General features: G+C 60.5%; 24 protein-coding genes and 1 pseudogene. 9 read left to right on the forward strand and 16 right to left on the reverse strand.

Going from position 1 to position 25,599, the window contains the following annotated elements; genetic code table 11:
- Nucleotides 1–90: 90 nt before the first annotated feature.
- From tssM to tssH, 10 genes are all read right to left on the reverse strand, one after another.
- On the reverse strand, nucleotides 91–4,119 hold the full coding sequence (tssM, locus tag AC57B1_RS08510; RefSeq protein ID WP_496417235.1) for a type VI secretion system membrane subunit TssM: 4,029 nt from the start codon (nucleotides 4,117–4,119) through the stop codon (nucleotides 91–93).
- 32 nt (nucleotides 4,120–4,151) lie between these two features.
- The gene (gene tssL, locus AC57B1_RS08515; protein WP_496417376.1) at nucleotides 4,152–5,387 is read right to left on the reverse strand and encodes a type VI secretion system protein TssL, long form; all 1,236 of its coding nucleotides are present in this window, start codon (nucleotides 5,385–5,387) and stop codon (nucleotides 4,152–4,154) included.
- A 186-nt stretch (nucleotides 5,388–5,573) separates the two neighbouring features.
- Entirely contained in the window at nucleotides 5,574–6,920 is a 1,347-nt protein-coding gene (tssK, locus tag AC57B1_RS08520; protein ID WP_496417236.1) for a type VI secretion system baseplate subunit TssK, read from the reverse strand.
- A gap of 12 nt (nucleotides 6,921–6,932) precedes the next feature.
- Nucleotides 6,933–7,433 (reverse strand): type VI secretion system lipoprotein TssJ, encoded by a 501-nt coding sequence (gene tssJ / locus AC57B1_RS08525; protein WP_496417377.1) that lies wholly within the window; start codon nucleotides 7,431–7,433, stop codon nucleotides 6,933–6,935.
- 113 nt (nucleotides 7,434–7,546) lie between these two features.
- Entirely contained in the window at nucleotides 7,547–8,029 is a 483-nt protein-coding gene (locus tag AC57B1_RS08530; protein WP_091793890.1) for an Hcp family type VI secretion system effector, read from the reverse strand.
- A gap of 46 nt (nucleotides 8,030–8,075) precedes the next feature.
- On the reverse strand, nucleotides 8,076–8,513 hold the full coding sequence (locus tag AC57B1_RS08535) for a DUF3828 domain-containing protein (RefSeq protein ID WP_496417237.1): 438 nt from the start codon (nucleotides 8,511–8,513) through the stop codon (nucleotides 8,076–8,078).
- 50 nt (nucleotides 8,514–8,563) lie between these two features.
- Complete coding sequence (locus AC57B1_RS08540) at nucleotides 8,564–8,965, reverse strand: hypothetical protein (protein ID WP_496417238.1); 402 nt, start codon at nucleotides 8,963–8,965, stop codon at nucleotides 8,564–8,566.
- Nucleotides 8,966–9,095: 130 nt separating this feature from the next.
- Nucleotides 9,096–10,589 (reverse strand): type VI secretion system contractile sheath large subunit, encoded by a 1,494-nt coding sequence (tssC, locus tag AC57B1_RS08545; RefSeq protein WP_496417239.1) that lies wholly within the window; start codon nucleotides 10,587–10,589, stop codon nucleotides 9,096–9,098.
- A gap of 33 nt (nucleotides 10,590–10,622) precedes the next feature.
- Nucleotides 10,623–11,168: a type VI secretion system contractile sheath small subunit gene (tssB, locus tag AC57B1_RS08550; RefSeq protein WP_496417240.1), complete on the reverse strand. Its 546-nt coding sequence runs from the start codon at nucleotides 11,166–11,168 to the stop codon at nucleotides 10,623–10,625.
- A 38-nt stretch (nucleotides 11,169–11,206) separates the two neighbouring features.
- A complete protein-coding gene (tssH, locus tag AC57B1_RS08555; protein ID WP_496417241.1) occupies nucleotides 11,207–13,984 on the reverse strand; it encodes a type VI secretion system ATPase TssH in 2,778 nt (925 codons plus the stop codon).
- A gap of 569 nt (nucleotides 13,985–14,553) precedes the next feature.
- Here tssH and AC57B1_RS08560 point away from each other — a divergent pair.
- The 9 genes from AC57B1_RS08560 to AC57B1_RS08600 all read left to right on the forward strand — a co-directional run bounded on the left by AC57B1_RS08560 (nucleotide 14,554) and on the right by AC57B1_RS08600 (nucleotide 20,723).
- Nucleotides 14,554–15,216, forward strand: a complete 663-nt coding sequence (locus AC57B1_RS08560) for a TagK domain-containing protein (RefSeq protein ID WP_496417242.1) — start codon at nucleotides 14,554–14,556, stop codon at nucleotides 15,214–15,216.
- 51 nt (nucleotides 15,217–15,267) lie between these two features.
- Nucleotides 15,268–15,846 carry a type VI secretion system baseplate subunit TssE gene (gene tssE, locus AC57B1_RS08565; RefSeq protein WP_496417243.1) on the forward strand — a complete coding sequence of 193 codons (579 nt, stop codon included), beginning with the start codon at nucleotides 15,268–15,270 and terminating at the stop codon, nucleotides 15,844–15,846.
- A gap of 75 nt (nucleotides 15,847–15,921) precedes the next feature.
- Complete coding sequence (locus AC57B1_RS08570) at nucleotides 15,922–17,019, forward strand: type VI secretion system protein TssA (protein ID WP_496417244.1); 1,098 nt, start codon at nucleotides 15,922–15,924, stop codon at nucleotides 17,017–17,019.
- Between the two features lie 474 nt (nucleotides 17,020–17,493).
- Nucleotides 17,494–17,760 (forward strand): PAAR domain-containing protein, encoded by a 267-nt coding sequence (locus AC57B1_RS08575; protein ID WP_496417245.1) that lies wholly within the window; start codon nucleotides 17,494–17,496, stop codon nucleotides 17,758–17,760.
- Nucleotides 17,757–18,302 (forward strand): PAAR domain-containing protein, encoded by a 546-nt coding sequence (locus AC57B1_RS08580; protein ID WP_408351010.1) that lies wholly within the window; start codon nucleotides 17,757–17,759, stop codon nucleotides 18,300–18,302. Before AC57B1_RS08575 ends, AC57B1_RS08580 begins: the two co-directional genes overlap by 4 nt.
- A gap of 8 nt (nucleotides 18,303–18,310) precedes the next feature.
- Complete coding sequence (locus tag AC57B1_RS08585; RefSeq protein ID WP_496417246.1) at nucleotides 18,311–18,874, forward strand: lysozyme; 564 nt, start codon at nucleotides 18,311–18,313, stop codon at nucleotides 18,872–18,874.
- Entirely contained in the window at nucleotides 18,861–19,310 is a 450-nt protein-coding gene (locus tag AC57B1_RS08590) for a hypothetical protein (RefSeq protein WP_496417247.1), read from the forward strand. The genes AC57B1_RS08585 and AC57B1_RS08590 overlap by 14 nt, the downstream gene beginning before the upstream one ends.
- Before the next feature lie 204 nt (nucleotides 19,311–19,514).
- On the forward strand, nucleotides 19,515–19,964 hold the full coding sequence (locus tag AC57B1_RS08595; RefSeq protein ID WP_496417248.1) for a hypothetical protein: 450 nt from the start codon (nucleotides 19,515–19,517) through the stop codon (nucleotides 19,962–19,964).
- 3 nt (nucleotides 19,965–19,967) lie between these two features.
- Complete coding sequence (locus tag AC57B1_RS08600) at nucleotides 19,968–20,723, forward strand: hypothetical protein (RefSeq protein WP_496417249.1); 756 nt, start codon at nucleotides 19,968–19,970, stop codon at nucleotides 20,721–20,723.
- A gap of 507 nt (nucleotides 20,724–21,230) precedes the next feature.
- Here AC57B1_RS08600 and AC57B1_RS08605 read toward each other — a convergent pair.
- The 6 genes and pseudogenes from AC57B1_RS08605 to AC57B1_RS08630 all read right to left on the reverse strand — a co-directional run bounded on the left by AC57B1_RS08605 (nucleotide 21,231) and on the right by AC57B1_RS08630 (nucleotide 25,328).
- A complete protein-coding gene (locus AC57B1_RS08605; RefSeq protein WP_496417250.1) occupies nucleotides 21,231–21,680 on the reverse strand; it encodes a hypothetical protein in 450 nt (149 codons plus the stop codon).
- Between the two features lie 115 nt (nucleotides 21,681–21,795).
- Nucleotides 21,796–22,026, reverse strand: a pseudogene (locus AC57B1_RS08610) (integrase core domain-containing protein); the annotation flags it as partial.
- Complete coding sequence (locus AC57B1_RS08615; RefSeq protein WP_496417251.1) at nucleotides 21,954–22,316, reverse strand: class II aldolase/adducin family protein; 363 nt, start codon at nucleotides 22,314–22,316, stop codon at nucleotides 21,954–21,956. The gene AC57B1_RS08615 and the pseudogene AC57B1_RS08610, both read right to left, overlap by 73 nt.
- Nucleotides 22,317–22,325: 9 nt before the next feature.
- Complete coding sequence (locus AC57B1_RS08620) at nucleotides 22,326–23,123, reverse strand: alpha/beta fold hydrolase (protein WP_046565360.1); 798 nt, start codon at nucleotides 23,121–23,123, stop codon at nucleotides 22,326–22,328.
- Between the two features lie 30 nt (nucleotides 23,124–23,153).
- Nucleotides 23,154–24,047, reverse strand: a complete 894-nt coding sequence (locus AC57B1_RS08625) for a fumarylacetoacetate hydrolase family protein (RefSeq protein ID WP_046565363.1) — start codon at nucleotides 24,045–24,047, stop codon at nucleotides 23,154–23,156.
- 24 nt (nucleotides 24,048–24,071) lie between these two features.
- Nucleotides 24,072–25,328 carry an FAD-dependent monooxygenase gene (locus AC57B1_RS08630; protein ID WP_046565365.1) on the reverse strand — a complete coding sequence of 419 codons (1,257 nt, stop codon included), beginning with the start codon at nucleotides 25,326–25,328 and terminating at the stop codon, nucleotides 24,072–24,074.
- Nucleotides 25,329–25,599 lie beyond the last annotated feature (271 nt).

Genomic DNA, 25,599 nt, shown 5'->3' on the forward strand with positions numbered 1-25,599 from the left:
CATCCGTCGAGGTATGGCGCGCGGTCGGTCGCATCATTCTGTTGCAATGACGCCGACCGCATGCGCATGCCCGGGATATCGCTTGCGGTATCAATGAGACGCGCCCGTCGCTTCGGCCGGAATTCCCGGCGGAAGTCCCGGCGGTGGTCCGCTGTCGGTGAGGGTGAGCATCCGCATCGAACTCGGGCATTTGAACGTCTTCAGCACATCGCTCGTCAGGGGATTGGCGACGCTGCCCGCACCCGCGATATCGAGCACAGCCTTGCGGCCGTCGAAGTCGAAGGCTACGCGCGTGCGTCCCGGCGTCGTGGTCTCGGCAACCTGGCCTTTCTGAACCAGTCGCATCAGCGCCCATGGTCCGTCCGTTGCGAGCGTCGAAGTCTCCGGCCGGATGCGCGGCTCGGCCGTCACCTCCGCATGCACCCCGCCGCGTGTGCCCGGCCACGTCACCGGGAACGGCGTAACCGGCCCATGCTGATAGAGCGTCGTCTGACCGTCGATATCGATCATCAGTCCGGTAATCGTCGGATCGAGCTCGGGAATCCGGATCTCCGCCTTCCATGACAGCTGTTTCCGATCCGGGTTGGCGAAGAAGATGTCGCGGATCGCCTTCGCATGCTGGAACGGTTCGAGCTCCGGCCCCTGGACGGGTTCCGTCGCGCCGGCCAACGTCTTGTAGCGCCAGGGTGTTGCCGACGTATCCACGAAGGCCGAGAGTGTCTTCACGAAGAAGTCGTCGATCACACCACCTTGCGCGAAGACCCGCGTGAAGTCGTCGATACGCACCTCGCGCTGGCTGCCCGCCGCGAACGGATAGTTGCCTTCGATCGTCAACCGGCAGGTGTCGCCGACTACCGCCTGCATCTGTCGCGAGAGCAACTGGCCGATGCCCTGATTTACCTCGCGCGAGCCGTCCGCCGCCAGCGCCAGCAACACGGCGCGAAGCGGAGGCGGCATGGTGTTGGCGGTCATCTTGAGTCTGGCCGCCGTGTCGCTCGCCGGCGGCATGCTGTTGTTGGCGAGCGCATTGTCGGCGACCGTCAACGCCGTGTAGTAGTCGTTCAGCAGGTTCCCCACGCCGTCGAGCCCCGTCTTGTCCACTTGCGCCGTGCCTGCCTGCACGGCGGCCTGTCCGTCCGCGTTGCCCGTAACGACCTCGCGCAGCGCGGCGAAGTGACTATCGACCAGTTCACGTTCGATGATTTCCGAGGCCCGGATGCCGAGCGTCTTATCCGCTTTCTCGCTCAGCCGGTCGGCGGCCTTTTGCAGCAGGGAGGCGTCCGCTGCCGCGACGGCTTGCGTCAGCGTGGTCTCGCGCACGGCCGCGCGCGCCAGCCGGGCAAGCGGGGAATCGGGCGCTGCGAAGCTGCGCAGCACCTGTAGATCGAACTGCAGACTGGTCCCGTTGACGGTGCGAATGTCGCCGAGAAACGCATCCCACTGTCGCGCGTATTCCGTCAGATATTGGCGGCGGATAGCCTCCGTGAGTGGGTCGTCGGCGCGGCTCGCCGCGCTGACGAACTCAGCCGTTTTTTTTTGAGCCTCGCCCAGATAGGTGCGACCCATTACCCAGGCGTCGTCGTCGCGCGCGGCCTCGACGAACTCGGACACACGCTTGTCGAACAGCTGCCGGTAGCCGTCGAAGGTGAAGAGTCCCGGCACGCCGCGCGACAGTGGGGCGCCGCTCGCCCGCGTGAAGACGAGTCCGGCTTGCGGGCCGACCGCGCGGATCAGGGTGAATTCGTCGGGCGCCTCTTTCTGCATCGCCGCTCTGGCCCGTTCATACAGACGCGCGGTTGCATTGCTGCCATCGAGAAACGAGCGGGCCTGCTGCACCAGCGAATCGTTTCGGATCAGCGGTGACTGGACCACGCGGCTGCCTGAAAAGAGCTGCTGCACGTGCTCGATCATCGAGGCCCGGCCGCCGAACACCGCTGCGCTATCCGTGTTCGCCCAGTCGTCGAGCACCCAGGCTTTCACGTCGTCGGCGTGGAATTTTGGCTTGTCGTAGAGCATCAGGTAGACGCGTAGCGCGTCGTAGGCGGTCTTCGAGTCCTTGTTCGTCACCGCTTGCGAGATGACGTTCTCCATACGCCGCACAATAGGCGGCAGCAGCAGGTTGTCTTCGAGCACGTCGAAGGTGCGGCGGCTCTCGGCGACCACCTCAGGCGCGGTATAAAGACCGAACCGGAAGGTGCTATCCGGGTCCGCCATGTCTAGCCCCGGGAAGGTCGGCAGGTAACGCGCTTCGGTGAGCGTGTCGGGGACCGCGTCGGGTTTCGGCTCCTTGTAGAGTTGCGCGACCTTCGCGGCCAGCGCCTGCGACTTGCGGCCGATGAGGGAAAGATAGTCGCTGTTGTGCGCGAAACTGAGCCGCAGGCCGATTGCAAGCCATGCGAAGAGAAGCACGGCGAGCGCATGGCCGATGAACCGCAGCAAACGAAAACGGAATTCCCAGCGCAGATTGGGGCGCACCAGTTGCGCCTCGGCGAACACGACCTTGGTGAGCAGATCGTGCAGGAAGTAGCTTTGATTGCCCGCCGGCCTGGCACCGCGCGTACCGGGCACCCTATCGGGCGATGCCGACAGCCGCCGTGCGATAGTGCGCCGCTCGGCGACCAACGTGTCGCCTGCCTGAATCGCGCTCGTGAAGTAAACGCCGCGCAGGGCGGCGTGAAGTTGCGTGGCGTCGTAACGTGAGTCGAGGAACACGCGTTCGACCAGCTCGCCCAGCGGTTGCGACAGTGCCGCAAACTCTTCGGATAGCGCGACGAGCTGCCGGCGCCGGGCCGGATCGAATTCGTCCTGCAAACGCGTGTTGACGCCCTCGGCGAGGCGGTTTGTCAACAGGGCGAGTTCCTCGTCGCAGCGCGTCCGCATGCCTCGGGCGGCAAGCGACTCCTTGCCGTAGGGCAGCGTAAAGCCCCAAGGTTGGGCTCGTCCCTCGGCCGTCAAGGAAGCGAAGTATTCGTTGAAGCCGCACAGGCGGTCCATTTTGGTCACGACCAGATAGACCGGAAAGCGGATGCCGAGCGTTTCGCGCAACTCCGCAAGACGTGCGCGTAACGCCGCCGCTTCGGCCATGTGCGCGTTGTCGTCGAGACTCGTCAGCGCGGCAAGCTCGACTGTCACTATCGCGCCGTTGATCGGCGCGCGAGGTCGGTGTTTGCGCAGCATCGCAAGAAAGCCGAGCCATTCGTCCGCATCCGTTTTTTCGTGCAACCGGTTCGAGTCCGGATGATTAGCGGCGGGCGACGCGACCGTTTCGCTCGTGGCGGCCGCGTCTTCATGCCTTGATGTGGCCGTCGCCTTGTCAGCAGCCTTGCTCGTCACCGTAGCGCGCGTCGACGCCGGTCGCCCGTTTTGCGAGGTGCCGTGACGGGTGTAGTGCCCCGCGGTATCGATCAGCACCGCTTCGTTGGTCAGCCACCATTCGACGGACTCAGTGCCAAGGAGAGCACCGGCAGTGCGCTGCATCTGCGCCGCGAGCGGAAACGGCAGTCCGGCATTGAGCAGGGCGGAGGTCTTGCCGGAGCCTTGCGCGCCGAGCGTGATGTACCACGGCAGTTCATACAGGTAGCGTGTGCCCTGAAACAGACGCCCGATTCCACGTGCTCCCGTGCGGATGGCTTTCAAACGCGCCAGCGCCGTCGAGACGATCGCATGCACGTTTTCCAGTCGCGCCGCAGCCGGCGATGCCTCCTTCCTGCGGCCAAATTCGAGCAGACTCTGGAGGAATTGCGGTTCGCTGCGCATTTTCTGCAAGAGCAGGAACGCCCAGTACAAGACGGAGATCGCCAGCAAGAGCGCAATGGCGATCATGCGCGCCGAGGCGGACACAAACGGTTGTTCGCGGCCGACGGTGACGAATGGCGACGCCTGCCAGATCAGCAGGCATAGCAGCGCCACGAAAAACACACTGGCGGACCAGCCCGCCAGCCACAGCAGCACGCCTGCCAGCATGAGTGCTATCGCCAGCACACGCATGCCGACGGGGGCGAGCGGCTTCAAGCCGCTGAACGCCACCAGTGGACCCACAAACCAGATCACCAACGCGATAACCAGCAGCGCGGCGAGAGCGAGGAACTGGCGCGATACCAGAAACGACAACTTCTTCATGCCTGAATTTCCCGAGTGTCCTGGTTGATCCGTCATTGCGCGACCGTGATCTCGACGCGGCGATTTTGCGCGCGGCCCTGTATGGTGGCGTTATCGCCCACTGGATCGGCGGCACCTTTTCCTACGGCTTCGAGGCGCGTCGCCGGTACGCCGGCTGTCTGAAGCCGTTGCATGATCTGCGTGGCGCGCTCCTCCGAGAGCGCTTCGTTCGAGGCGAACTGGCGGCTTCGGACCGGCAGATTGTCGGTGTAACCCAACACGGCGACCTTGCCCGGCACCTTGACGATTTCGCCCGCGAGCCTGGTGATGAGTGGCGTCATCGCGCTCTTCACCGCCGCAGCCCCCGGCGGGAACATGGAATCTCCGCGGAACGTTACCGAGCTGTGATGGTCGTCTTCGTCGACACTCACTGTGCCGGCGGCAATCTCGTTCATCAACAGTTCCTTGAGGTGCAGTGCGCGCGGGGGAGGCGGGGGTGTCATGCGGCCAATATCGGCGATCTGCTGTTGCACCTCCGCGCTGTGGTTCAGCAATTCGTGTTTGAAGTAGCCGAACAGTGCGATCAGGATGACTGAAAGAACAAAAAGCGTGATCCATACCGGGAAGTCGAAAAATGACACCCGATTGCCCTTCGCATCCGATTGCCAGTGTGGCGACAGCGCGACGGCCAGACTCCCGTGCCGCGGCATGATCTCGTTATAGATCCGTTGACGCACGGTTTCATGTTTGCGTCGTCCATCGGCCTCATAGCGGTAGCGGCCTTCAAAGCCCAAGCTAAGAATCCGGTAGATGAGTTCGAGCAGGTCGAGATGTTCCTGCGACTCGCTCATCAGCCGCCCGACCAGCAGATAGACCTTGGTGCCGCCTTGCCGATCTTCGTGGAAGAGCGTGGCAAGTCCATGGGTATTCCATTCGACGCCGGTTTCTCCGCCTTTGCCCCATACCGTTTGCATGGCGGCTTCGTCGAGTGCCGTGCACAGGCAATAGCGCGCACCGAGCATATGATCGCGCCGGATGTTGGTCTGATCGCAAAGCTTCTGGAAAGCCCGCACTTCCTGCTCAAGTAGCACTCGCAACTGTTCTATCCCGTCCTGCTGCAACGGGTCGGGCAGGTCCGCCAGCGCGCGCAACAAAGGGCGGGCCGCTTCGAGCAGCGGGTTGCGCGAGGCCCTGATCGCGGCAAGGCGCTCCGCGGTCGATTCACCCGGCGGCGCGTCTCGATGAAACGACGGGCCGGACGCCGCCGCGCTCGCGGCTCGGGAAGACACTTCTGGCTGCGCGAAATGTGAGGCGGCGGCCTGTATGCCGCCCTGATCGCCCGGCCACGAGTCACGCTCGCGCGAGCGGTTTGCTACGTCTGAATGCACTGACTGACCTTTTCTCTCTGGATTGTCGTCGCCCCTTGTTATTCGAGGCGCTAGCGTCTCACGCTGCCTGGCACCCGCTGATGCGTGCTAGCCGCGCACGCCCCACAGTTCGAGCTTCAGCGAAGGGAATTCGCCGGCGACATGCAAGGCAAGTCCACCGTGTCGCGCGACTTCGTCCCACAACGGGCCGCCACGAGCGAACTCGTAATAGACAAAGCCCGCGTTAAACGGGATCTGTCGCGGCGGGACCGGCAACGCCTGTAGCGCGATGCCCGGCAGATGTCCCCGCACCAGATCGGGCAGCCGTTCAGAGGGGCCGGCTTTCGCCTGAGCGGCAAACTGTTGCTGGAGCAGGTCGGGCGGCATCGTGGCATGCACCGCGAGCACCACTGCCGTGAAGGTGCGCATGTCGACGGGATCGACCACCGCGTTGCGCATTCCATGTCCCAGCTCTCTTAGTTCAATGTGCTGTGCGCTGCGCACCAGCACCGCATTGAGCAGTAGATGCGTGTCGTCCACCAACGGCTTCAGACAAAGGTGCGGCGTGGTGTGCTGGTAAGCCGGATGGGAATCGAGCGGCCGCCGGCTATCGGTGCGCACATAGGTCGACAGTTCTCCCGCCATGCCGAGCAGCAGCGCGTAAAGATCGGCCGGGGACGTGGCCGGCACCCGGCGTAGATGCTGGAGCAAGGGCTCGTAACGATTGAGCGTTTGCAACAGCAGATAGTCGGAGACTTCCGCTGTGGTGCCGGCGTTGCCGTTAGCGCCGGTCAGCCGGGTTGCGAGCGCGGTTGCACGCAGGCGTGTGAGTTCGTGAATCTTCGCGAGCCAGCTCGTGAGCAGTTCGCTCGCACCGAAGCCCGCCACCGGCGGAATCAAAGTCTCGTCCAGCGCGATGCTGCTGTCCGCGTGAATCGTCTTGACGCGAGTGAGCGCGAGGCCGATCCATGCATCGGTCAATTCCTTCTCCGGCACGAGCCGCAGGCGCAGGTTCGACAACTGCACGGTTTTCGGACCTTGTCCGATCGAATTCGTGTCGCGCAACTCGGTGTCGAATACGGCGTTGCGCGCGAGCGAGTCGGCGGCGTTGTCGAAGGTCGTCTCTTCGCCGTTCGGCACACGCACGGGCACCGCGAGATAGATCACCTGATCCAGGTGCTCCGCGCGGACGGTGAGCGGCGCGGGCGGCGACGTGCTGGCGGCCATATCGAACGGTGTGCCGTCCGCGAATACGCCACTGGCCGACTTCACGATCACCTTGCCGAGCGCCAGCGCTTCGCTATCGAGACTGTAGTGACTGAAGCCGAAGAAGAACGGCGAGAGCGTCGCTGCGCGTTTGTGCGCATAGTGCTCGAGGTATCGCTCCTGTTGCTGAAAAAGCTGCGGGCGCAGAAAGAGCCCCTCGCTCCAGACCACCTTGTTATGCCAGCTCATGCTTTTATTCCACTATTTTCTTTCGGTGATCCTGATTGCGTTCGGTTCAAGATCGATGGTCAGTTTCAATTTCGGCGAGGCGCGATACCACGCCGCGTCGGGCGCGGCCGCGAGCGGATAGGCCGCGCGCCATACCGAGTTGGGCAGATCCCGATAGGCCGCGAGTATTCCTATCACGGTTGTGGCGGGATCGGTTTTGGTCCGGATTAATCTGCTCTCGCCTGGCCGCAACTGGAATTGCGCGCGCGTGACAAGGTCGTCCGCGAGGGCTGTCCTGTCTTTGTCCTGCAATGAAAAGAAGTCGGCGGAATTGAATGCCGCGTCGGTTTTCAATTCATAAACCCGTATGACGATCGGCGCCGCACGCTTCTGGTCGTCTGGATTGACGCCCGACGACGCAACGACCGACAGTTCGAGCTTGACGGGTTCTTTCGCGGTGTTCGGATCGCGGCTGGCGCACGCGGTCAGCGCACATGCGAAGGCGAGGGCAATAACGTCGGTGAACGGGCGCATTGGGCAACGCAAAAATGAGGCACGATAGAAACGCAGCAAGGACGCAACCCGGCGAGGCCAGGGAACTCTAGGACCTACCGGGGACGGGGCTGCGCGTGAACCGGCAACGCGGCTCAAGTTTCCTTATTGCCCTTGATGTCGTAACCGGCTGTCACTGCGCCGCCGCTACCGCCCTGTGCGTTCTGAACGACATACTCCTGCTTGACCTTCGCAAACGAAAGGCGAACATGCTCGTGAATACCGTCGTCGGCGTTGCTGCCGGACGGATGAACCTGGGTGACGATCACATCGTTCATGGTGATCTTCAGATATTCGAGCGGGTTGCCACCGGCTTTGCGCACAACCAGCACAGCCTGATCGACGTGCTTGCCGGTCAGGCAGTATTTCATCAGGTTCGGGCTCGCCCGATCCACGAGGTGTTCGAACTCGAGGTCGTCCACGGTCGCTTTTCCTGCGCCGCCGCCGGAGCCTGCATGCATATTCGCTTGCTGGGACACTCGCCAGCCCCAACTCCTGACCTCGATTTCGTTCTTGTGCGAAGCATCGGGCGACTCTCCATCAATACCGTTGATCTTGAGAAAAATGTCTTGTGCCATTTAGAAAGCGCTCCTTGCGTGTTGAATATTGACAGTCTGGTTTTCACTACTTGCTGGCTACATCCGCAATCTCTGCCTGTAGTGCCTCACGAAGACTGCGGCGATCGTCGGCGGCCCTCATATCGTCGATAAGCCATCTGCCACGAACCCAAACCAGATCGAACTCCACCTGGTGTGGCTCCTTGAAGTTTGTAAACGACACGACGGCCTTCGCCGTGTGACGCTTCGCGACCGTGACGTCGATGCCAGTCGTCGCGATATCGAAATCCTGGCAGCGGCAAACCGGATCCATGTCCAGATAGCCGGCCTCTCCCTTCAATGCCCGCCGATCTTTCCTGATCACCCGCAGGAGTGAGGGCGACGCAATCGCATGAGAACCGGACGTATCGATGCGGGGAGGGTCGCCGTTGAACGTGTAGGCGCCAAAGACGGTTTGCAGAAACCGCTTCGCCGAATCGACGCTCTGTGCAAGTGCCGGTTGCATGCCCAGAGCGGCCCACGCAACCGCCGCCAAAGCGCAGTTTCGCCATTGCCTCATTGCGCCCCCTGCCAGCGATACACCTTGTACGCCGGCTTCTTTTGACGGTAGCCGGGACCGCCCCACATATCGTTCTGGCGAAAATCCGAGACCCACTGCAAGCCGTTGTACATGGTGATATGGCCGGCGATATTGCCGCCGGGATAAGGCTGAATAACGGCCGTGTCGCCTTTGCGTGGCGTAATCAGGTCGCCCACGGATACTTCGACAAACCCATGCGCGCGCAAAACGGGACCGTAGTTCCTGGCGAACTCGACCGCCGGTCCCTGAGAAATGACGATTCCGCCGGCCGCAAGCGCTTGCCTCACATAGGTCGCGCATCGGCCATTGGAATCCGCATGGGCGTGATTATTCAGATGCCTGACCGCTGCATCGACATCGTAATTTTGATCGGACATATCAACGTGTTGAATCGGATCGCAATCGGTTGAAAATCACAAACGGAAAGCAGGGCGAGATGCGGACGCACAACTGTTTTCGTAGCGATAACACGGTCTGCATCCAGTAGCCCGCTTCCGGCCGTTTCAGTCAGGCGGCTTCCTTGATGGACGGCAACCGCGCGACGAGGCGCAAGGACACCGTCAGCCCTTCGAGCTGAAAGTGCGGGCGCAGAAAGAACTTCGCCTGGTAGTAGCCGGGGTCGCCTTCCACTTCCTCCACCACCACCTCCGCGGCGGCGAGCGGCCGCCGTGCCTTGGTTTCCTGCGATGAGTTGGCGGGATCCGCGTCGACGTAATGCATGACCCACTCGTTCAGCCAGCGCTGCATGTCTTCGCGCTCCTTGAATGCGCCAATCTTGTCGCGCACGATGCACTTGAGGTAGTGCGCGAAGCGCGAACAGGCGAACAGATATGGCAGGCGCGCGGACAGATTCGCGTTCGCGGTGGCGTCCGCGTCGTAGTATTCAGCGGGCTTCTGCAACGACTGCGCACCGATGAAAGTGGCGTGATCGGTGTTCTTGCGGTGGATCAACGGGATGAAGCCGTTCTTCGACAATTCGGCTTCGCGCCGGTCCGAGATGGCGATTTCGGTTGGGCATTTCATGTCGATACCGCCGTCGTCGGTGGGAAACGAATGGCACGGCAGATTCTCGACCGTGCCGCCCGATTCGACGCCGCGGATCAGCGAGCACCAGCCATACAGCTTGAACGAGCGATTGATGTTCACGCCCATCGCGAAGGCCGCGTTGGCCCACGCATAGCGACGGTGATCGGAGCCGTTGGTGTCCTCTTCGAAATCGAACTCGTCGATGGGATGGGTTCTCGCGCCATAGGGCAGCCGGGCGAGGAAGCGGGGCATGGCAAGCCCGACGTAGCGCGCGTCTTCGCTATTGCGCAACGAGTTCCACGGCGCGTACTCCAGGTTTTGCGTGAAGATCCTGGTCAGGTCGCGCGGGTTGGCGAGCTCCTGCCATGATTCCATTTGCAGGACCGAAGGCGACGCGCCGGAAATGAACGGCGTGTGCGCTGCCGCGGCCACCTTGGCGATCGAGCCGAGCAGATCGACGTCGGGCGGCGTATGGTCGAAATAGTAGTCGGCTACGAGGCACCCATAAGGCTCGCCGCCAAGCTGGCCGTACTCCTGTTCGTAGATCTGCTTGAAGAGCGGGCTCTGATCCCACGCCATGCCTTTGTAGCGTTTCATCGTGCGCCGCAACTCCTCTTTCGACACGTCCATGAAACGGATTTTCAGACGCTCGTCGGTCTCCGTGTTCGAGACCAGATGGTGCATACCGCGCCAGGCGGACTCCAGTTTCTGGAAGTCATCATGGTGCAGAATCAGATTGATCTGTTCGGAAAGCTTGTGATCGATCTGCGCGATGATCGCCTCGATGCTTTTATACGCGTCGTCGCTAATCGTGGCCGACTGCAGCAATGCCTGTTCGGCGAGCGTCTGCACGGCGTGTTCGACAGCCACGCGGGCCTGTTCCGTTTTCGGTCTGAATTCGCGGTTGAGCAACTGGGTAAAGTCGGACGGCGTATGCGCTTCCGCAGCCCCCGCGTGTATCTGTTGTGTTGCCATGTCTTGTCCTCCGGATATGTTCTGGCCAGTCGGTCAGATGGTCGCGACCGTATCCACCGTGTCGTGGTCCGCGTCTGTCACGAGCGGTTTCGGTGTGGCCGCAAGCGATTTCAACAACGCCGGATCCTGTAGCAATCTGTTGACGAGTGATTCCGCACCCGATTTGCCATCCATATACGTTTGCAGATTCGCGAGTTGCGTGCGGGCTTCGAGCAGTTGGCGCAGCGAATCGACCTTGCGGGCCACGGCCGCCGGCGAGAAGTCTTCAATGCTCTCGAAGGTCATGTCGACCAGCAACTGTCCGTCGCCTGACAGCGTGTTCGGCACCGTGAATGCGACGCGCGGCTCGATCGCCTTCATCCGTTCGTCGAAGTTGTCGATATCGATGTCGAGGAAACCGCGCGCGGCTACCGGCGGTAGCGCCTCGACGGGCGCGCCGGAAAGGTCCGACAGCACGCCCATCACGAACAGCAATTCGACCTTTTTCTCGGAGCCGTAGACTTCGACGTCGTACTCGATCTGTACACGTGGCGCCCGATTGAGCGCGATGAATTTCTGCGAACTGCTGGGAACGGACATGGAGGTCTCCGAGGGCGGTGGTGAAGAGTCGGCAGCGATCAGTCAACGTGCTCGACGGAAAATGTGGGTGACATGGCGGCTGGTGAGTGCCTTTCCGGCGCTGGCGCAAGCGCATACGTGCATTGGAAAGCGAGCGCCGCGATGGGTAGCGCGCTCGCGTCGACGAGGTCGATCTCGATTCGGGTGATCGTTTGTTTCGACGCAAAGGCGTCGAGCCATATCGCGGAAAGGCGCGGCAGCACATGTTGTTCGATGAAGCCGATCAGCACGCGAGCCCCGGTTTCCTGAACAAGGCACCTGCCGACGATGTAGTCCACCACGAGCGGGCTATAGGCGAGCGCCATGTCGTGAACGTCAGCCATGCGTCTGGCAACGCGCTCCAGATGGAGGCGCACGATGCGCGCAAGCGATTCGTGCGCAAGAGGCCGGTAAGGCACCACGGTGACGCGGCCGAGAAATGCCGCGGGAAATGCCTTGAGCAATTCGGGTCCGAGAGCTTCGCGCAATTGGTTTGCATCGGGTGAGCGCAACGCATCGGCGCACAGCGTGGCCGTGAGTTCCGAGCCCGTGTTGCTGGTGAGCAGAATCGTCGTATTGCGGAAATCGATGTAGCGGCCGTCTCCGTCTTCCATATAGCCCTTGTCGAAGACCTGGAAGAACACTTCATGCACGTCGCGATGAGCCTTCTCGATTTCGTCGAGCAAGACCACAGAATAAGGGCGGCGCCGCACGGCTTCGGTGAGCACGCCTCCCTCGCCGTAACCGACATAGCCGGGCGGGGCGCCTTTCAGTCCGGAAACGCTATGGGCCTCCTGATACTCGCTCATATTGACGGTGATCAGGTTCTGCTCGCCGCCGTAGAGCGCCTCGGCGAGGGCGAGCGCGGTTTCGGTCTTGCCCACACCGGAGGGTCCGGCAAGCAGGAAGACGCCCAGCGGTTTCTTCGGATCCGTGAGCCCCGCGCGCGCGGTTTGCACCCGTTCGCCGATCTGACGCAAGGCGTCGGACTGCCCGATCACGCGCGCTTCGAGCGTGGCTGGCAGCGACTGCACGGCGGCCACTTCGTCGGTGACCATGCGGCCGACGGGAATGCCCGTCCAGTCCGACACAACCTGGGCGACGATCGCCTCGCTCACGTCCGCGAACACGAGTGGCGCATCGCGCTGCAATTGCGTGAGGGCGTGCTCCAGATCTTTGAGCGTGTGAAGCGATGCGCGCGCCTCCATGCTCGTGTCCGCGCGTGGCGTGCCGCTATCGACGCCGAACGCGTTACGAGCGGTGAGCAAGGCCTGCGCCGCTGCGAGCTGCGCTTTCCAGCGGGCTTCGATGCGCCCTTCAACGCTGACGAACTCATCGACGCGGGTCTGGGCTGCCGTCAGTGCGCGGCCGGTGGCCAGCCCGATACGCGATTCCGCGGTGAGCAACTCGCTTTCGACGCGTGCCGCCCGTACGCGCTGACGCACGTCCTGCAACTCTCGCGGAGGCGCGTGCTGGGAAAGTGCGACACGCGCGCACGCGGTGTCGAGAAGACTGATGGCTTTGTCCGGCAATTGCCGTGACGGGAGATAGCGATGCGACAGCGTCACGGCCGCGCGGATCGCCTCGTCGCGCACGACGACATCGTGATGCTGCGAGAAGGTATTTGCGAGGCCGCGCACCATATCGATAGCGGCCGGTTCTTCCGGTTCCCGCACCTGCAGAACCTGGAAACGCCGGGTGAGCGCCGGATCTGTTTCGATGTGGCGCTTGTACTCCGCCCAGGTCGTGGCGCCGATTGTGCGAATCGCGCCACGCGCAAGCGCGGGTTTCAGCAGATTGGCAGCGTCGCCAGTGCCTGTCTGACCGCCCGCACCGATCAGCGCGTGGATTTCGTCGATGAACAGGATCACGGGCACCGCCGAATTCAGCGCGGCCTCCAGCACGCCTCTCAAACGGGACTCGAATTCGCCCTTCATGCTCGCGCCGGCGAGCAGCGCGCCCATGTCGAGCGTCAGCAAGCGCACGCCCACCAGTGTGGGCGGCACGTCGCCGGTGGCGATGGCGCATGCGAGTCCCTCCACGACAGCGGTCTTGCCGACGCCCGCTTCGCCAGTCAGCAACGGATTGTTTTGCCGACGGCGCAGCAGCACGTCGATCATCGTGCGAATTTCCAGTTCGCGCCCGATGACCGGATCAATTTCGCCGTTGTGCGCACGCGCGGTCAGGTCCGTGCAGAACTGTTCGAGCGGCGAAGCTTTTGATTGCGCGGCCAGCGCATGCGAGGTCTCGCCTGGCACCGCCGGTGAAAGATCGCTGTTGTCGTAGGGTGCTTCAGCGGTTTCTGGCGAGGCGCCTATGGATGCCAGCAGAGATGCGTTCAGACCTTCGGCGGTTAGCCTGGCGAACGCCGGTGAGATGCAAAGCAGCATACGCCGCAATTCCACCGTCTGTACGAGTGCCGCGACGAGCCATGCGCTGCGAATGCGCCGGTCATTGAAGCTGAGCGTGGCCAATACCCAGGCTCGCTCGATCGCGAATTCGACGTGATGCGAGAAATCGCTGATCGAACTGGCACCTGCGGGTAGCGCGGCGAGCGCGCTCGCCATGTCATGATCGAGCGCTTCCCGATCGATACCACAGTGCCGCGCGATCCGATGCAGGTCCGAGTCGGGCTGCTGCAGCAGTTGATGCAGCCAATGCACGAGTTCGATATACGGATTGCCGCGCAGCTTGCAGAAGACGGTGGCGGACTCGATGCTTTTGTATAGCGTGGTTCCGAGCTTGCCGAAGAGCGCCTGTCGCGTAGTCGTCGTGGGGTTTCTCTGCGTCGCTGTCATGGGTTTTCGTGCTTTCGCTCGTTGTCGGGCAAAGCAATTGCGGATCGGCCAAAATCAATCTGGGATCAATCTGGGAATAGGGCTGCGGGCTATTCGATCCATTGCGGATCAATCAAATTTCCATTCTTAAGTCATGATATTTTTTTAAGTGAAATAAAATCGTCAGGATTGTATTAAGCGCATGACTTGATTCATTCGTCAATTGATGCGGGTCGAAACAGAGTGAAAATGGATGGCGTTGTGAAAATTCCGAGTTGGATTGGGATTGTTCTTCGTGAAAGTGTTAATTTGTGATTCTATTTTGTATGTAGGCGATTGATTTTATTGTGATTTATTGATCTGTATCGTTGTCTTGAAATTGCGGGATAGTCGTGAAAATATGTAAAATGCCATGCGCTGGAAGGTTTTTTATCCTAATTTTTATCAAAAAAATAAGAGATGTCAGTCAAATAAAATTTAATTCTCTTTGAAATGGACTGATGCCTGGAATTCGTGTTTAGAATGCGGCTTCCGCCAATCGGGAAAGCACGGGCAATGACATGTGGGTCAGAGTATTTATCAGGCGTGAAATGAGGGTATCCCCGCGCGTTGAAGCGGGCCCGACACAAACGGAACGCAAACTGCCGGGAGACAGGCGCCTTGCAAATCAGATCGCCGACGATCATCTGTGCGCCCCCGAATACGATTCCGAGTACCGCAAAGACGAAGATCTGCTTGGCAGCAGCGCGATATTCGGCCTGATCGGCGCCGCCCTGGCGTCTGATACCGGCGAGTTGCGGCGAGATCGCAGCGAAGCAAGCAGCGGTATCGACGATCTGATCGAAACGTTGCACGAGCAGTACCGGCGCGTCCTTTGCGATCCTCATGCGTCTCTGCCTGGAGGTTGGGAAGGGCAGTCTCCTCTTTCAGCCGGCATGTATCCGGCTTCGCACTACGAGGCGCAATCCGGTGCACGGACACAGCACATCGCGTCGATCGAAGCACTTCTGTCCGGGGCGCGTTTCATGGAAGACGCGTTCGGCCCGCTCGCCGCGGACCTGGAAGCCGACTTCGGCGCGGCGGAGCCGGCGCCCGAAATTCTCGGTCTTTTCGCACCGGCGGCATACCTCGCCGTGGCCGCACGGCGCGCGCGCGTGTTGCCGCCCGCGCTGGCACGACGGGACCACCATGCATTGGGTCTGGACAGCCCGTTGCCGGCCCCACGTTCAATGACACACGAAGAGACTCGATGACCGCATATTTATCCCGCAGCAGCAAGACAGAGTGGCAGCAAGGCGCCGCAGATGGACAGGCCTAAGGCGCCTGCTTCCTGGGCCGTGCAACGCGAGGCGCGTTCCGCGCGCGAAGGGGCCGCCGCGCCCCGACGAGCGAGCGCGCATCTGTTGCCAACGTTGCTCGACCGTCTGCGTGACGATGCGCCGCGCAGGCACACGGAAGCGCCCAGTGAATACACGGTGACCCGTTCGCAGATGCGCGACATCGTGCAGCGCGATCTGGCGTTCCTGCTGAATACGACCAGCATGGAGGATCTGATCGATCGCGAGCGATATCCGCATGTGGCTTCGTCGACGGTGAATTTCGGCGTGCCGCCGCTTGCGGGGGCCTTCACGGCAACGCGCAAATGGGAACACATCGAGAAGATCATCCGGTCCGCGATCAACGAGTTCGAGCCGCGGCTTATCGCCGAATCACTCAGCATTGCGCCGCTCGCCGGTGTCGATGCCGATGTTCACTACAACGTGCTGGCATTCGAGGTACGCGGCATGATTCGCATGGATCCGTATCCGCTCGAATTTATGGTGCAGAGTTCGCTCGACCTGGAAACGAGTCAACTGAACGTCACTGGAACGCGCGCGGGCTGAGCGTGGTCCTGTATCGAGGGAGATGCACGAAAAACAACCGCAAGTGCCGATGGCCAGGCGGGATGAAGGGCAATGATGAGCAAAAGCAGAAAACAACCTGTCCAGAACGCAGGGACAACGAAAGCACCTGTGCCTCACAACTGGATGACCCCGATCGACTCCGCGGCACCGTGCGGCATCGACCTCGAATACGACCCGGAATTCGTCGTTCTCGCGGCGAACATGACCACGAGGCTGGACGCTCAATACGGCGATTTCGTGGGATCGCCGGAGCCCGTCAACTGGAGCGACGTCGATCGCGATTGCCGCCGTTTGATGATGCGCAGCAAGGACATGCGTCTCGCCGTGCTGTTCACGCGCTGCCGCACCCGGCTCACCGGTGCGGCGGGACTCGCCGAGGGCGTGGGCCTGCTCGCTGCGTGGCTCGCGGCTTTTGCGGATCAGATTCATCCGCAACCCGGCGTCGACGCGGATCGCGAGGCCGCGCTCGAAATCCGCATGAACGCATTGCAGGCCCTGACCGACGTGGATGGTCTGCTTGCGGATGTGCGAGAAATCGCGTTGACGAAGTCGACTGCCACGCGCCTTCAGGTGCGCGACATTGAGCGTGCGTTTGCTTATCCCCGTCTAAACGATGCACTTGCGCCGGAATCGGTGACGCGGCAACTCGACGATCTGCGCTCACAGCAGCAGGGCACGTTGACGGGCTTCGACGAGGCGCTCGTCAGCCTCGCCGCGATCGACGCATGGAGCCGCGAGCACCTGGGCGTCCACGCGCCGGATCTTTCGGCGCTGACCCGGTTGCTCCGGCATGTTGCGCGAGATGGCGCGTACGCGGACAAAAGGAAAGCGGACATCGCTATGAGTGACCCGCCGACCATCGAACGCGGCGTGGATGATGCGCATCACGATTCGTTGGCCGCGCACGAAGGGGAGTCGGCGTGCGGGAACGTCGATGTGATGGCAGGTGAGAGCGGCGGCACGCCACTTACCGATCGCCACACCGCTCGCGAGCTAATCAGGCAGGCCCGTGAGTGGTTTGAGAAAAACGAACCGAGCAGTCCCGTTTCTTTGCTGCTTGCGCGTGCCGAGCAGCTTGTGGGTAAGCGCTATGCGGAGGTGGTCAAGGCCATTCCCGCTGAACTGCTTGTTCAATGGGAGAGCGAAGGGTGAGCGCCCCACGTGGGAGCGGCGGCGCCGGCCGCCTGAACAGATCAAATAGACATCGGTACGCTTCGACACGAAGTAGTCGATACGCGAAGCGAATTGATGATAGGTCGCTCCCGTTATGCCCTTCACGGAGCTTCCTTTTGCATAGTGGTATGCGAGTCCGCACCGCCGCCGACACACTGCACGCACCCCCCCGCCCGCCAGCATGAGCGGCCACGCCGCACCCATGAAGAAGGCGCAAATCATCGCGCTTTTTTTCGCCCGTGCATCCGGTGCGCTCGGGCCGACCCGTGATCTGTCAACTCCAGTGCGCATTGTCATGCGGCGCGCATCAGTCGCATTGTTTTTCCGACTTATCCCATGTACGCGGCTGCCGGCCTCCACAGATGATTTTGAGCCTGCAGTGGCCAAGCCGCCGCAGCAGCACCGGTGGCTTGGCTCGCCGGTCGCCTTCGTCTATTTCATGGAGTCGTGGAAATGTCGGATCAGGAACGTAAAGGCACGTTTTATCACTTCGTCACTGTAGGCGCGCTCACCGGGCACGGCGGGCGTGTCACCACCGGGCGGTCTATCACGCTGGCCGGGCTGCCCCTTGCGTGTGTCGGAGATATCGTGACATACAGCGACGGCGCGCATGCCGTGATCAACGACAGTCCGCATCGCAGTTGCACACACCCACCCTGTTCGTGCCGCTCGATGAGCATGGCAACCAGCTTCAACTTCAGTGAGGGTGTGCAGGTATGAAACGACGCATAGCAGTTGTGGGCGACACCTTGAGCGGCGGGGGCGAGGTTCTTGACTATGTGCAGGGCACCGGCTTTCGCTTTCACGGCCATAAGGCCGCACTACTCGGCAAGGAAGCATTCTGCCTGTCGTGCAAAAGCACTGGGATACTCGCGAAAGCGGGCGGCCCGTATCGGCTTCAATACGAGACGACGCACCATGTGGCACTCGATGGAGATATCGTTCTGTGCCAATGTCCAACCCCACCGCGCATCACTGCGAGCCTGGCGGGAGAGTCGTGGTGCGAGGACCGCGATTATGAATACGCGCGACGCGTGGAGCTTGATAGTGAGCACGCGTCCCAAGTCGAGTATGCACATCAACGCCACGATGAGCAGTTTGCGCTTGTTGACGCCGCGCATAACGTAGTCCCTGACACGCCTTACACCGTGTTTCTGCCTTCGGGCGAACGGATTCACGGCATGACCGATTCGCGCGGACGAACCCGGCGCTATCAAACGGACAGCGCGCAATCCATCAAGATTTACCTTGGACACAGATAGGAGGTTTGATGCCGGATGCACTTGGGACAGCAATAACGAACACCAATTCTAATTCGTGTGTGATCGTACGGACGGATCGGCTTTGCAAGCCGTGGCGAATCTCTCAGGCGGGAATCGGTTTTATTGAAGCATGGGAGGCTTTCCGGCCACATCTATACGACAACGACGGCGGTGGGCGCAGTGGGAATACAACTATTGGCTTCGGGCACCTGGTTCATATGGGTCCGATATCGGGTGTATCCTCTGAAGCCCCTTTTTTGAGGAGTATATCGTTGGAGCGTGCGCACCAATTAATGCATCAGGATTTGATAGACCCCGAACGGATCGTGAATCAACGCATAAATGTTCCGCTCTTTCAATACGAGTACGATGCATTAGTCGATTTTGTTTATAATTTGCGCAGTCACAATGAGGGACTTTTGCATCTCGTAAACACCGGCCACTACGACCAGGTGCCAGCAAAGTTTTTGGAGTATTCGTGGGCAGGCGACGTACAACCGCGCGGAATTTTAAGGCGACGCCGTGCAGAGGGAAATATGTTCAAGGATGGGAATTGCGATGCGAGCCATTAAAGAAATCATTGTAGCGACTGGCTTTGCCTTTGCCACGTCTGCATTTGCTGACGCGGTTTGTGAGAAACATGCTAAAACGCGTAATGATTTTCTCGAGTGCACAAGAACTGATGCAGACAAGATGCTTTTTGACTCGAAAACTCTATATCTTATAATTAGAGAGCAAGCCAAAGGAGACAGGCGGGCCGCGATAGATCAAAATTATCAGATATGGAAAGACAAGCTTGAATCAGATTGCACAGTGTTAGGCTATTCATTCAATGGGTGGGGGGGAGACTACACGCCGGATACTGATTTCCAGATTGCAGAATGTCGAAAGACCATCGCGACTCAGGAATTTGAATTTTATAAACGGCTCACATGCCCCGCCGATATGGAAACGTCTCCAGTTCCAAAGTGCGCGGCCATAAAAAAGGCGCTTGACGAGAGCCGATAGAAAAACACGATCCCCGCTACGGCGGGGATTTTTATTGGAACGAAGACCTGCGTGAAAACCGATGAGGCATGGCATCCCCTTGTCAAATGGAAGTAGTCTTTAGGAGTTCTCTGATGTCATACATGTCTGCCATGGGGATAAGTTTGAATTTGTAGCGAGAGCTACATTTGCAAACGGCGCAAGCCACTCAATCAGAGAAAAACGATGACAAGCAGACGGTTATTTTTGCGTAACAGCGCATTATCTCTCGTGGGAATCACATCGCAAATTGCCCGCGCCACCCCCGAGTCGCCCCAGCTCCCTGCAACGTCAAACCACGGCTATGCGCTAACCAATGGCGCGAGCGCACTGAAGCGCGACGATGGGTCATGGATTTTTTGGGTTCGCATTATCAATTATGATAATCCTGATGATGATATTAACGCAAGTCTCGAGCTGGCAACTGATAGAGCATTCTCGCAAATCATCGAAAACGTTCCTTTTACTCTTACGAATTCACGATCTTTCATTGCTCAGCCGGTTTACAAGCCAAACTCCGGAAGTTCGCAACTCTTTTATCGCTATGTGATCGGATCGAATCCTTCGACTTCTCGTTCGGTAAGTTCGGTCGTTAACTCAATTTCCCCATGGGATACTGAATCAAAGGCTGAATAACAAATGGCAAAAGTAGAGTTGGTGTTGCAATGGGTCGAAACGGGGTCGAATTCGATGGATTCTTATCAGGCGTTCATGTCTGCAGGAAATAGTCCGAGCGACTCGCTGTCAATAATCCAGAACGGCAGCAATCTGATTGCGACCGTATCAAATGTCAGCAATATGCTGAAACCGATCCGCATCATTACTAACGGCTTATCAGCCACGTCCGCACTAACCCGGATCGTGACTGACTGGAAAGACCCAAATAAAATGGTTCAACCCGGGGATGTGCTAACTCTTGTCAGTGCGACTGGTACAATCGCCGTTACGCTACTTATATGGGCGGAAATTGGACCCGGCGCAGCAGCGGCAATTGGAGCACTCGCCCTTGCCGCTGACTTGCAGTCTTCGTTTCAGCCGTATGTGAGTGCCGCTAAGTTATGGCTTGGAGCTGCATTGTCGAAGACGCTGCAGCTTTCAAAACCAGCATCCATTGCCAGCGCATCGCTTTATTGGGGAAGCGTCAACCACGGGAACGGGTATAACCTTTACACATATGATGAGATAATGTCCGGTAAGGGTCTATTCGTCTATCTGAGTGATAGCATGACAGCGCCGGGTTTGATAAGAATCTCTGGAACCCCAGTGCCGGGTAGTTTTACACCGGTAGCAGACTCCCTATATAAGCAGAGTTACTGCCGGGCGCTGTATGACGAGAGGGGAGGCTCGGACCTTACCAGCTGGATGAATTATTGTCAGAGTACTATGTTCCGATGAAGACGCCTGCAATGCCACTCAGTATTCGAGCTGCCATCGTTGCTTTTCTTCTTGCCTATCTATGTGAGGTATCGGTAGAAGGCGTTTTGTTATGGACTCTGCCTTTAAAGCCGACAGGATGGGTCGCTATAATCGCAAGCCTTATAGCTAATCCGTTGGCACTGGTGTATGCAATGAAACGCCGAAAATGGGCCTTTGATCTTCTCAAGTGGATCGCAGCGTTTAGCATTGTATGGACCGTGTCCGGTGGACCCTATCTTTCGGTATTAGGCGTGTGGTCTATCGCTCTTATTGCGCTTTGCGTATGGCTTCGCGTTCTAGCGTTTATCATGCTACGGCGCGAGTCGGCGAGAGGGTGGATCGACTCCGCTATGGCGGCACGCCACCTGTAGCGCAGGACAAGCGAAGAATCTGCGCCGCGGATATTGACGCCCGCTTCGTGCGGGCGTCTTTACGTAGTTTCTCAAGGGCCGCTTTCGCAGGAGCGGGAATCGATCCTCTCGACACTCAAGGCTTCAGCAGCCTGTAAACAGTCAGGGATTTACGCAACGACAGAAGTGACCACGCATTGAGCAGGCCGACTGAACAAATCCAGAAAATCATCCGGCCTGTACCAGTTTCAGCGCTTGTCTGCCTGATGGACAGCAGCACTCCAAGCAGCACACTGAACACACATAGCGCGATCTGGTATCCAGGTGAATTGACGCCGCAAATCTCACCCGTTGCGTGATTAAGCCAACCTACCAACGTTTGCCAGTTTTCCGTATCGCGCAGCACCGCAGTGACCACCATGCCGTTTTCGAGTCGGGGCGCACCGTCTATCTGTACAGCATAGTGACGTTTTCCCTCGACCGTCACGTTAAAAGCCAGTCTCACTATTCTCGATCCATACCGATCTTTCTCTGCGACTATCCCGCTGATATTTTCAAGTGTGACTGTAATTGCGTGGTAGGTCATAGGCGGGTCGTGCTTCAGGCGGATCAGAAGAACACCAAATATAACCCGCTCGCCATCCTGTATTTCCTTCTACTCATCTGGACTTGCCCCTGCATGACCGGACATGCGGTCACGCTTAGGTTGGTGAATCTGCTCGCTGGCGAAACTCGCGTGGTGAGCAGTATTTCAGGGCGCTGTGCGGATGCGACTCGTTGTAGTGGTCAAACGCGATGGCCAGGTTGTGCAACGCCGTTCTCGCGTCCGGCTTGGGCATCCACGAGACGTAGTCTCTCTTCATCGTTTTGACGAAGCTCTCGGCCATTCCGTTGCTCTGCGGACTTCTGACCGGCGTCGTGATGGGTTTNCCGTCGAGTACATGCCGTGATAGTGAATCACGCAATTGACGTCGGGCCGTGCCGCCAGTACTTCGAGATGGATCGGATACTCGCCCGGCGGGTCGCCCGCGCCTTCGAGCTTGCGGCCTTCCAGGTCCATGATCACGAAGTCTTCCGCGGTGGCATTCATACCCAGCGAGTGACGCGTGATCATGAAGCGTTCACCCGGCAGGCGCACGCTGATATGGCCGAAGCCTTCGATGAAGCCGCGGCGGTACAGGAACCGCCATGCCTTGAGGGTCGTCGTCGTGAGTTCGTTCATGGTCCACGTCTACCGGTGTGATGCGAGCCACTGCAGCAGCACGCGATTGAATGCGTCGGCCTGCTCGACGTTGGGGACGTGCTTCGCGCCCAAGAATTCATCGTAGCTGCCATGCGTAAAGAGGCTGGCGATACGCCGGCTTTCCTCCGGTGTCGCGCGCGGATCCCGCGTGCCGCATGCGACGAGCACGGGCGTTTGCACGGTGTTCAGCCGGTCGGTGAAATGAAAATTGGCGATGGCCTGCGCGCAGCCGATGTATCCGGTCGGCGTGCAGCCGGCGACCGTGTCGCGGATCTGCTTCCAGCGGCCCGGATGCGCCTCACGATACGCCGGGGTCAACCAGCGGTCCATCGTCCGGTCGGCAATCGGTTCGAGCGAACCGGCCTTGTTGATCGCTTCGATCATGGGGCCCCAGAAGGTCGCGGCATCGGGCGGCGATTCCGATTGCGTGTCGCACAACATCAGCGAATGCAGGCGATGCGCGTGACGCAGACCGAGCGACTGCCCGATCATCCCGCCGATCGACAGCCCGACGAAATGACAGCGTTCGATGCGCAGCGCGTCGAGCACGTCGATCACGTCATCGGCGAGCAGGTCGATCGTGTAGGGCGCGGGCGTCGCGGTGCTGCCGCCGTGTCCGCGCAGATCGGTGCGCAGCACGCGATACCCGGCGGCGAGCAGCGCGGGAACCTGCTCGGCCCACAGGCCGAGGTCGGCCGCGAGCGAATGAGAAAACACCACCACCGGTCCATGCTCGGGACCGACGATGTCGTAGCTGATAGTGCGTTGATGCAGAGGAAGCAGCATGGTGTTGTCCGTTGTGTGCGTTGAGCCGTATCAGCCGATCGAACGGCCCTGCGCCGCGACATCGAGCTCCATCGAACCGATGCCGCCGATCGTCCCCTTCAGCCGGTCGCCGTCGACCAGTTGCGATACGCCCGCCGGTGTGCCCGTCGTGATCAGCGTGCCGGGCTTGAGCGTCGTGACGCTCGACAGGAAACGGATCAGCTCACGCACGCCGTTGATCATGTCGGCCGTATGCGCACGCATCACCGTGCTGCCGTTCTGCTCCACCTCGATGTGCAGGTCCTGCGGCTCCGCGATCTCGTCGCGCGTCACGAACCACGGGCCCACGCCACAGAACGTGTCGAAGCCCTTGCGGATGTTGCGTGTGTTGTGCTGCCGGCCCCACGGATCGCGAACGCTGATATCCCAGCACATCGTGTAGCCGTACACGTAATCGAGCGCCTCCTGAGCGCTCACGTCCTTCGCGCTGCGCCCGATCACCGCGCACAGCTCGCACTCGAAGTCCACGTGCTTCGCGATCATCGGCAGGATCACCGTGCCGCCCGGCCCCACGATCGCCGACGACGGCTTCAGGAACACTTCGGCCATCAGGTCATCGGCCGAAAACTGCGAGCGGTCGTACGCGCCGACCCGCTCGGTCATCTCCGACTGATGCGAGCGGTAGTTCGCCGCGCCCGCCCAGATCGCCGGCGGGTTGTCGATCGGCGCGAGCAGGCGCACCGAGGACAGCGCGAGCGGCTCGCCGCGCTGTGCGATGGCCATCGCGTCCTGCGCGGCCGGATGGTTCGCCAGCGCATCGATCACCTCGGCCATCGACGCGCCCGAGCGCGTCGCGCCCGTCATCGCCAGCGCATCGGCGAGCGGATAGATGGCATCGCCCAGGATCAGTCCGGGCAGCCCTTCGTTGTAACGGCAGATCTTCATCGTTTCGATTCGGTTTGGGTTGGATCAATGGGCTGCGGCCGGGCTCGTCGTTGCTGCTGCGGCCGAGGCGGCCGGCGCGTCCGCGTACTGTTCAGCCACCACCGGTGTCTGATCCCACTGCGTGGCCGGGTCGAACCCGTAGAGCCAGTCGTTCTTGCCGTGCATGCTGCCCTTGCCCGTCGCCAGCGCTTCCTTCTGCGCCTGGGTGTCCTTCATGTGCTTGAAGTTCAGGTTCGCGAGCGCGAGACGCTGCACGCCATGTACACGCGGAATGCGCACGCGCCGGAACTGCCTGAACGCTTCTTCGGGGTCCGCCACGGACGACAGCCAGCGCCCCAGGATGTAGGCATCCTCGAACGCCTGGCACGCGCCCTGGCCCGCGTTTGGCACCATCGCGTGCGCTGCGTCGCCGATCAGTTGGATGCGGCCATGGCCCCAGTTGTCGTTGATCGGCCGCGCGAACAGCCCCCACTTCATGCAGTCGGCAACCAGATCGAGCAGCGCCTTCAGTCGCGGCTCCGGATTGGCGAAGCTCGCGCGCATCTCGTCCGGGTCACCGCGTCTGTTCCAGCTCTCCTCGACCCAGTCGCCAGTGTCCTGCTGCGTGACGATGTTCACGAGCTTCTTCTGACGGATGTAGTAGGCCCGCACGTGCGCGCCCGGTCCCACCCATTCTGTCTGGCCCGTCGGCTCCAGAATCCATTCGGGCACGTCGCGCGCATCGAGCAGCGAGCGCCACGCCATCTGGCCCGTGTAGCTCGGGTTGTCGTCGCCGTAGAGCGCCTGGCGCAGCACCGACTTCACGCCGTCCGAGCCGATCACGTACTGCGCTTCGACACGGTGGCCGTTGTCGAACGCGAGCTCCACGCCGTCATCGCGCGGCGTGGCCGCGACCACCCGATGACCGAGGTGAACGCGCGAGCTGTCCAGTGTCGAAGCGAGTGCATCGAGCAGGTCGGCACGGTGGAACGAGTAGTACGGCGCGCCCCACTTCTCCGCGAGCTTGAAGCGGTCACGGAACTCCAGGAACTCGCCGGTCTGCATGTTGCGCGTGTACTCGCCAGGCGAGCGGTGACCCACCGCATCGACGCGCTCGCGTGCGCCCAGACCCCACAACGCCTTGACCGCCTGCGGGCTGCAGCTGACCGCCGCGCCGATCTCGCCGAGCGACGGCGCCGCCTCGAACAGCTCCGCTTCCACGCCGAAGGTCTTCAGCGCGTTGGCCGTCGCCGTGCCGGCCAGCCCGCCGCCTACGATCGCTATGCGGCATTTCGTGCTCATGCGTGTCTCCTGTTAGCTTATGAATCGTTCTGGCCGGGCTGCGCGACGGGCGAACATCTCGCGAGTGATGTGCCGCCTCGAGGCATACGCACGGAACCCCGCTCCATGCATACGAATATACGGACGCTTCGCTGCCGCAACAACTCAACAATTGCGCGAAAAAGATTAACGTCGCTTATGTGTCTGGTTGGAGCATTGGCGCTCCGAGCGCGTCTACCGGCGTGCAATTGGGACCGACGTATCGGGAATCGCCGGGTTTCGTCAAGACGAT

The organism is Paraburkholderia sp. BGA-UO-ETr-F21 (assembly GCF_059567925.1).

Bases quoted from the DNA above. Each gene is read 5' to 3' on its own strand.
- AC57B1_RS08570 (WP_496417244.1), top strand. From the start codon at position 15,922: ATGAGCAAAAGCAGAAAACAACCTGTCCAGAACGCAGGGACAACGAAA.
- tssM (WP_496417235.1), bottom strand. From the start codon at position 4,119: ATGAAGAAGTTGTCGTTTCTGGTATCGCGCCAGTTCCTCGCTCTCGCC.
- AC57B1_RS08625 (WP_046565363.1), bottom strand. From the start codon at position 24,047: ATGAAGATCTGCCGTTACAACGAAGGGCTGCCCGGACTGATCCTGGGC.
- AC57B1_RS08630 (WP_046565365.1), bottom strand. From the start codon at position 25,328: ATGAGCACGAAATGCCGCATAGCGATCGTAGGCGGCGGGCTGGCCGGC.
- tssK (WP_496417236.1), bottom strand. From the start codon at position 6,920: ATGAGCTGGCATAACAAGGTGGTCTGGAGCGAGGGGCTCTTTCTGCGC.
- tssC (WP_496417239.1), bottom strand. From the start codon at position 10,589: ATGGCAACACAACAGATACACGCGGGGGCTGCGGAAGCGCATACGCCG.
- AC57B1_RS08590 (WP_496417247.1), top strand. From the start codon at position 18,861: ATGCGAGCCATTAAAGAAATCATTGTAGCGACTGGCTTTGCCTTTGCC.
- AC57B1_RS08560 (WP_496417242.1), top strand. From the start codon at position 14,554: ATGAGGGTATCCCCGCGCGTTGAAGCGGGCCCGACACAAACGGAACGC.
- AC57B1_RS08585 (WP_496417246.1), top strand. From the start codon at position 18,311: ATGCCGGATGCACTTGGGACAGCAATAACGAACACCAATTCTAATTCG.
- tssE (WP_496417243.1), top strand. From the start codon at position 15,268: ATGGACAGGCCTAAGGCGCCTGCTTCCTGGGCCGTGCAACGCGAGGCG.
- AC57B1_RS08580 (WP_408351010.1), top strand. From the start codon at position 17,757: ATGAAACGACGCATAGCAGTTGTGGGCGACACCTTGAGCGGCGGGGGC.
- AC57B1_RS08530 (WP_091793890.1), bottom strand. From the start codon at position 8,029: ATGGCACAAGACATTTTTCTCAAGATCAACGGTATTGATGGAGAGTCG.
- AC57B1_RS08595 (WP_496417248.1), top strand. From the start codon at position 19,515: ATGACAAGCAGACGGTTATTTTTGCGTAACAGCGCATTATCTCTCGTG.
- AC57B1_RS08540 (WP_496417238.1), bottom strand. From the start codon at position 8,965: ATGTCCGATCAAAATTACGATGTCGATGCAGCGGTCAGGCATCTGAAT.
- AC57B1_RS08600 (WP_496417249.1), top strand. From the start codon at position 19,968: ATGGCAAAAGTAGAGTTGGTGTTGCAATGGGTCGAAACGGGGTCGAAT.
- tssJ (WP_496417377.1), bottom strand. From the start codon at position 7,433: ATGCGCCCGTTCACCGACGTTATTGCCCTCGCCTTCGCATGTGCGCTG.
- tssH (WP_496417241.1), bottom strand. From the start codon at position 13,984: ATGACAGCGACGCAGAGAAACCCCACGACGACTACGCGACAGGCGCTC.
- AC57B1_RS08535 (WP_496417237.1), bottom strand. From the start codon at position 8,513: ATGCAACCGGCACTTGCACAGAGCGTCGATTCGGCGAAGCGGTTTCTG.
- AC57B1_RS08605 (WP_496417250.1), bottom strand. From the start codon at position 21,680: ATGACCTACCACGCAATTACAGTCACACTTGAAAATATCAGCGGGATA.
- tssB (WP_496417240.1), bottom strand. From the start codon at position 11,168: ATGTCCGTTCCCAGCAGTTCGCAGAAATTCATCGCGCTCAATCGGGCG.
- AC57B1_RS08620 (WP_046565360.1), bottom strand. From the start codon at position 23,123: ATGCTGCTTCCTCTGCATCAACGCACTATCAGCTACGACATCGTCGGT.
- AC57B1_RS08575 (WP_496417245.1), top strand. From the start codon at position 17,494: ATGTCGGATCAGGAACGTAAAGGCACGTTTTATCACTTCGTCACTGTA.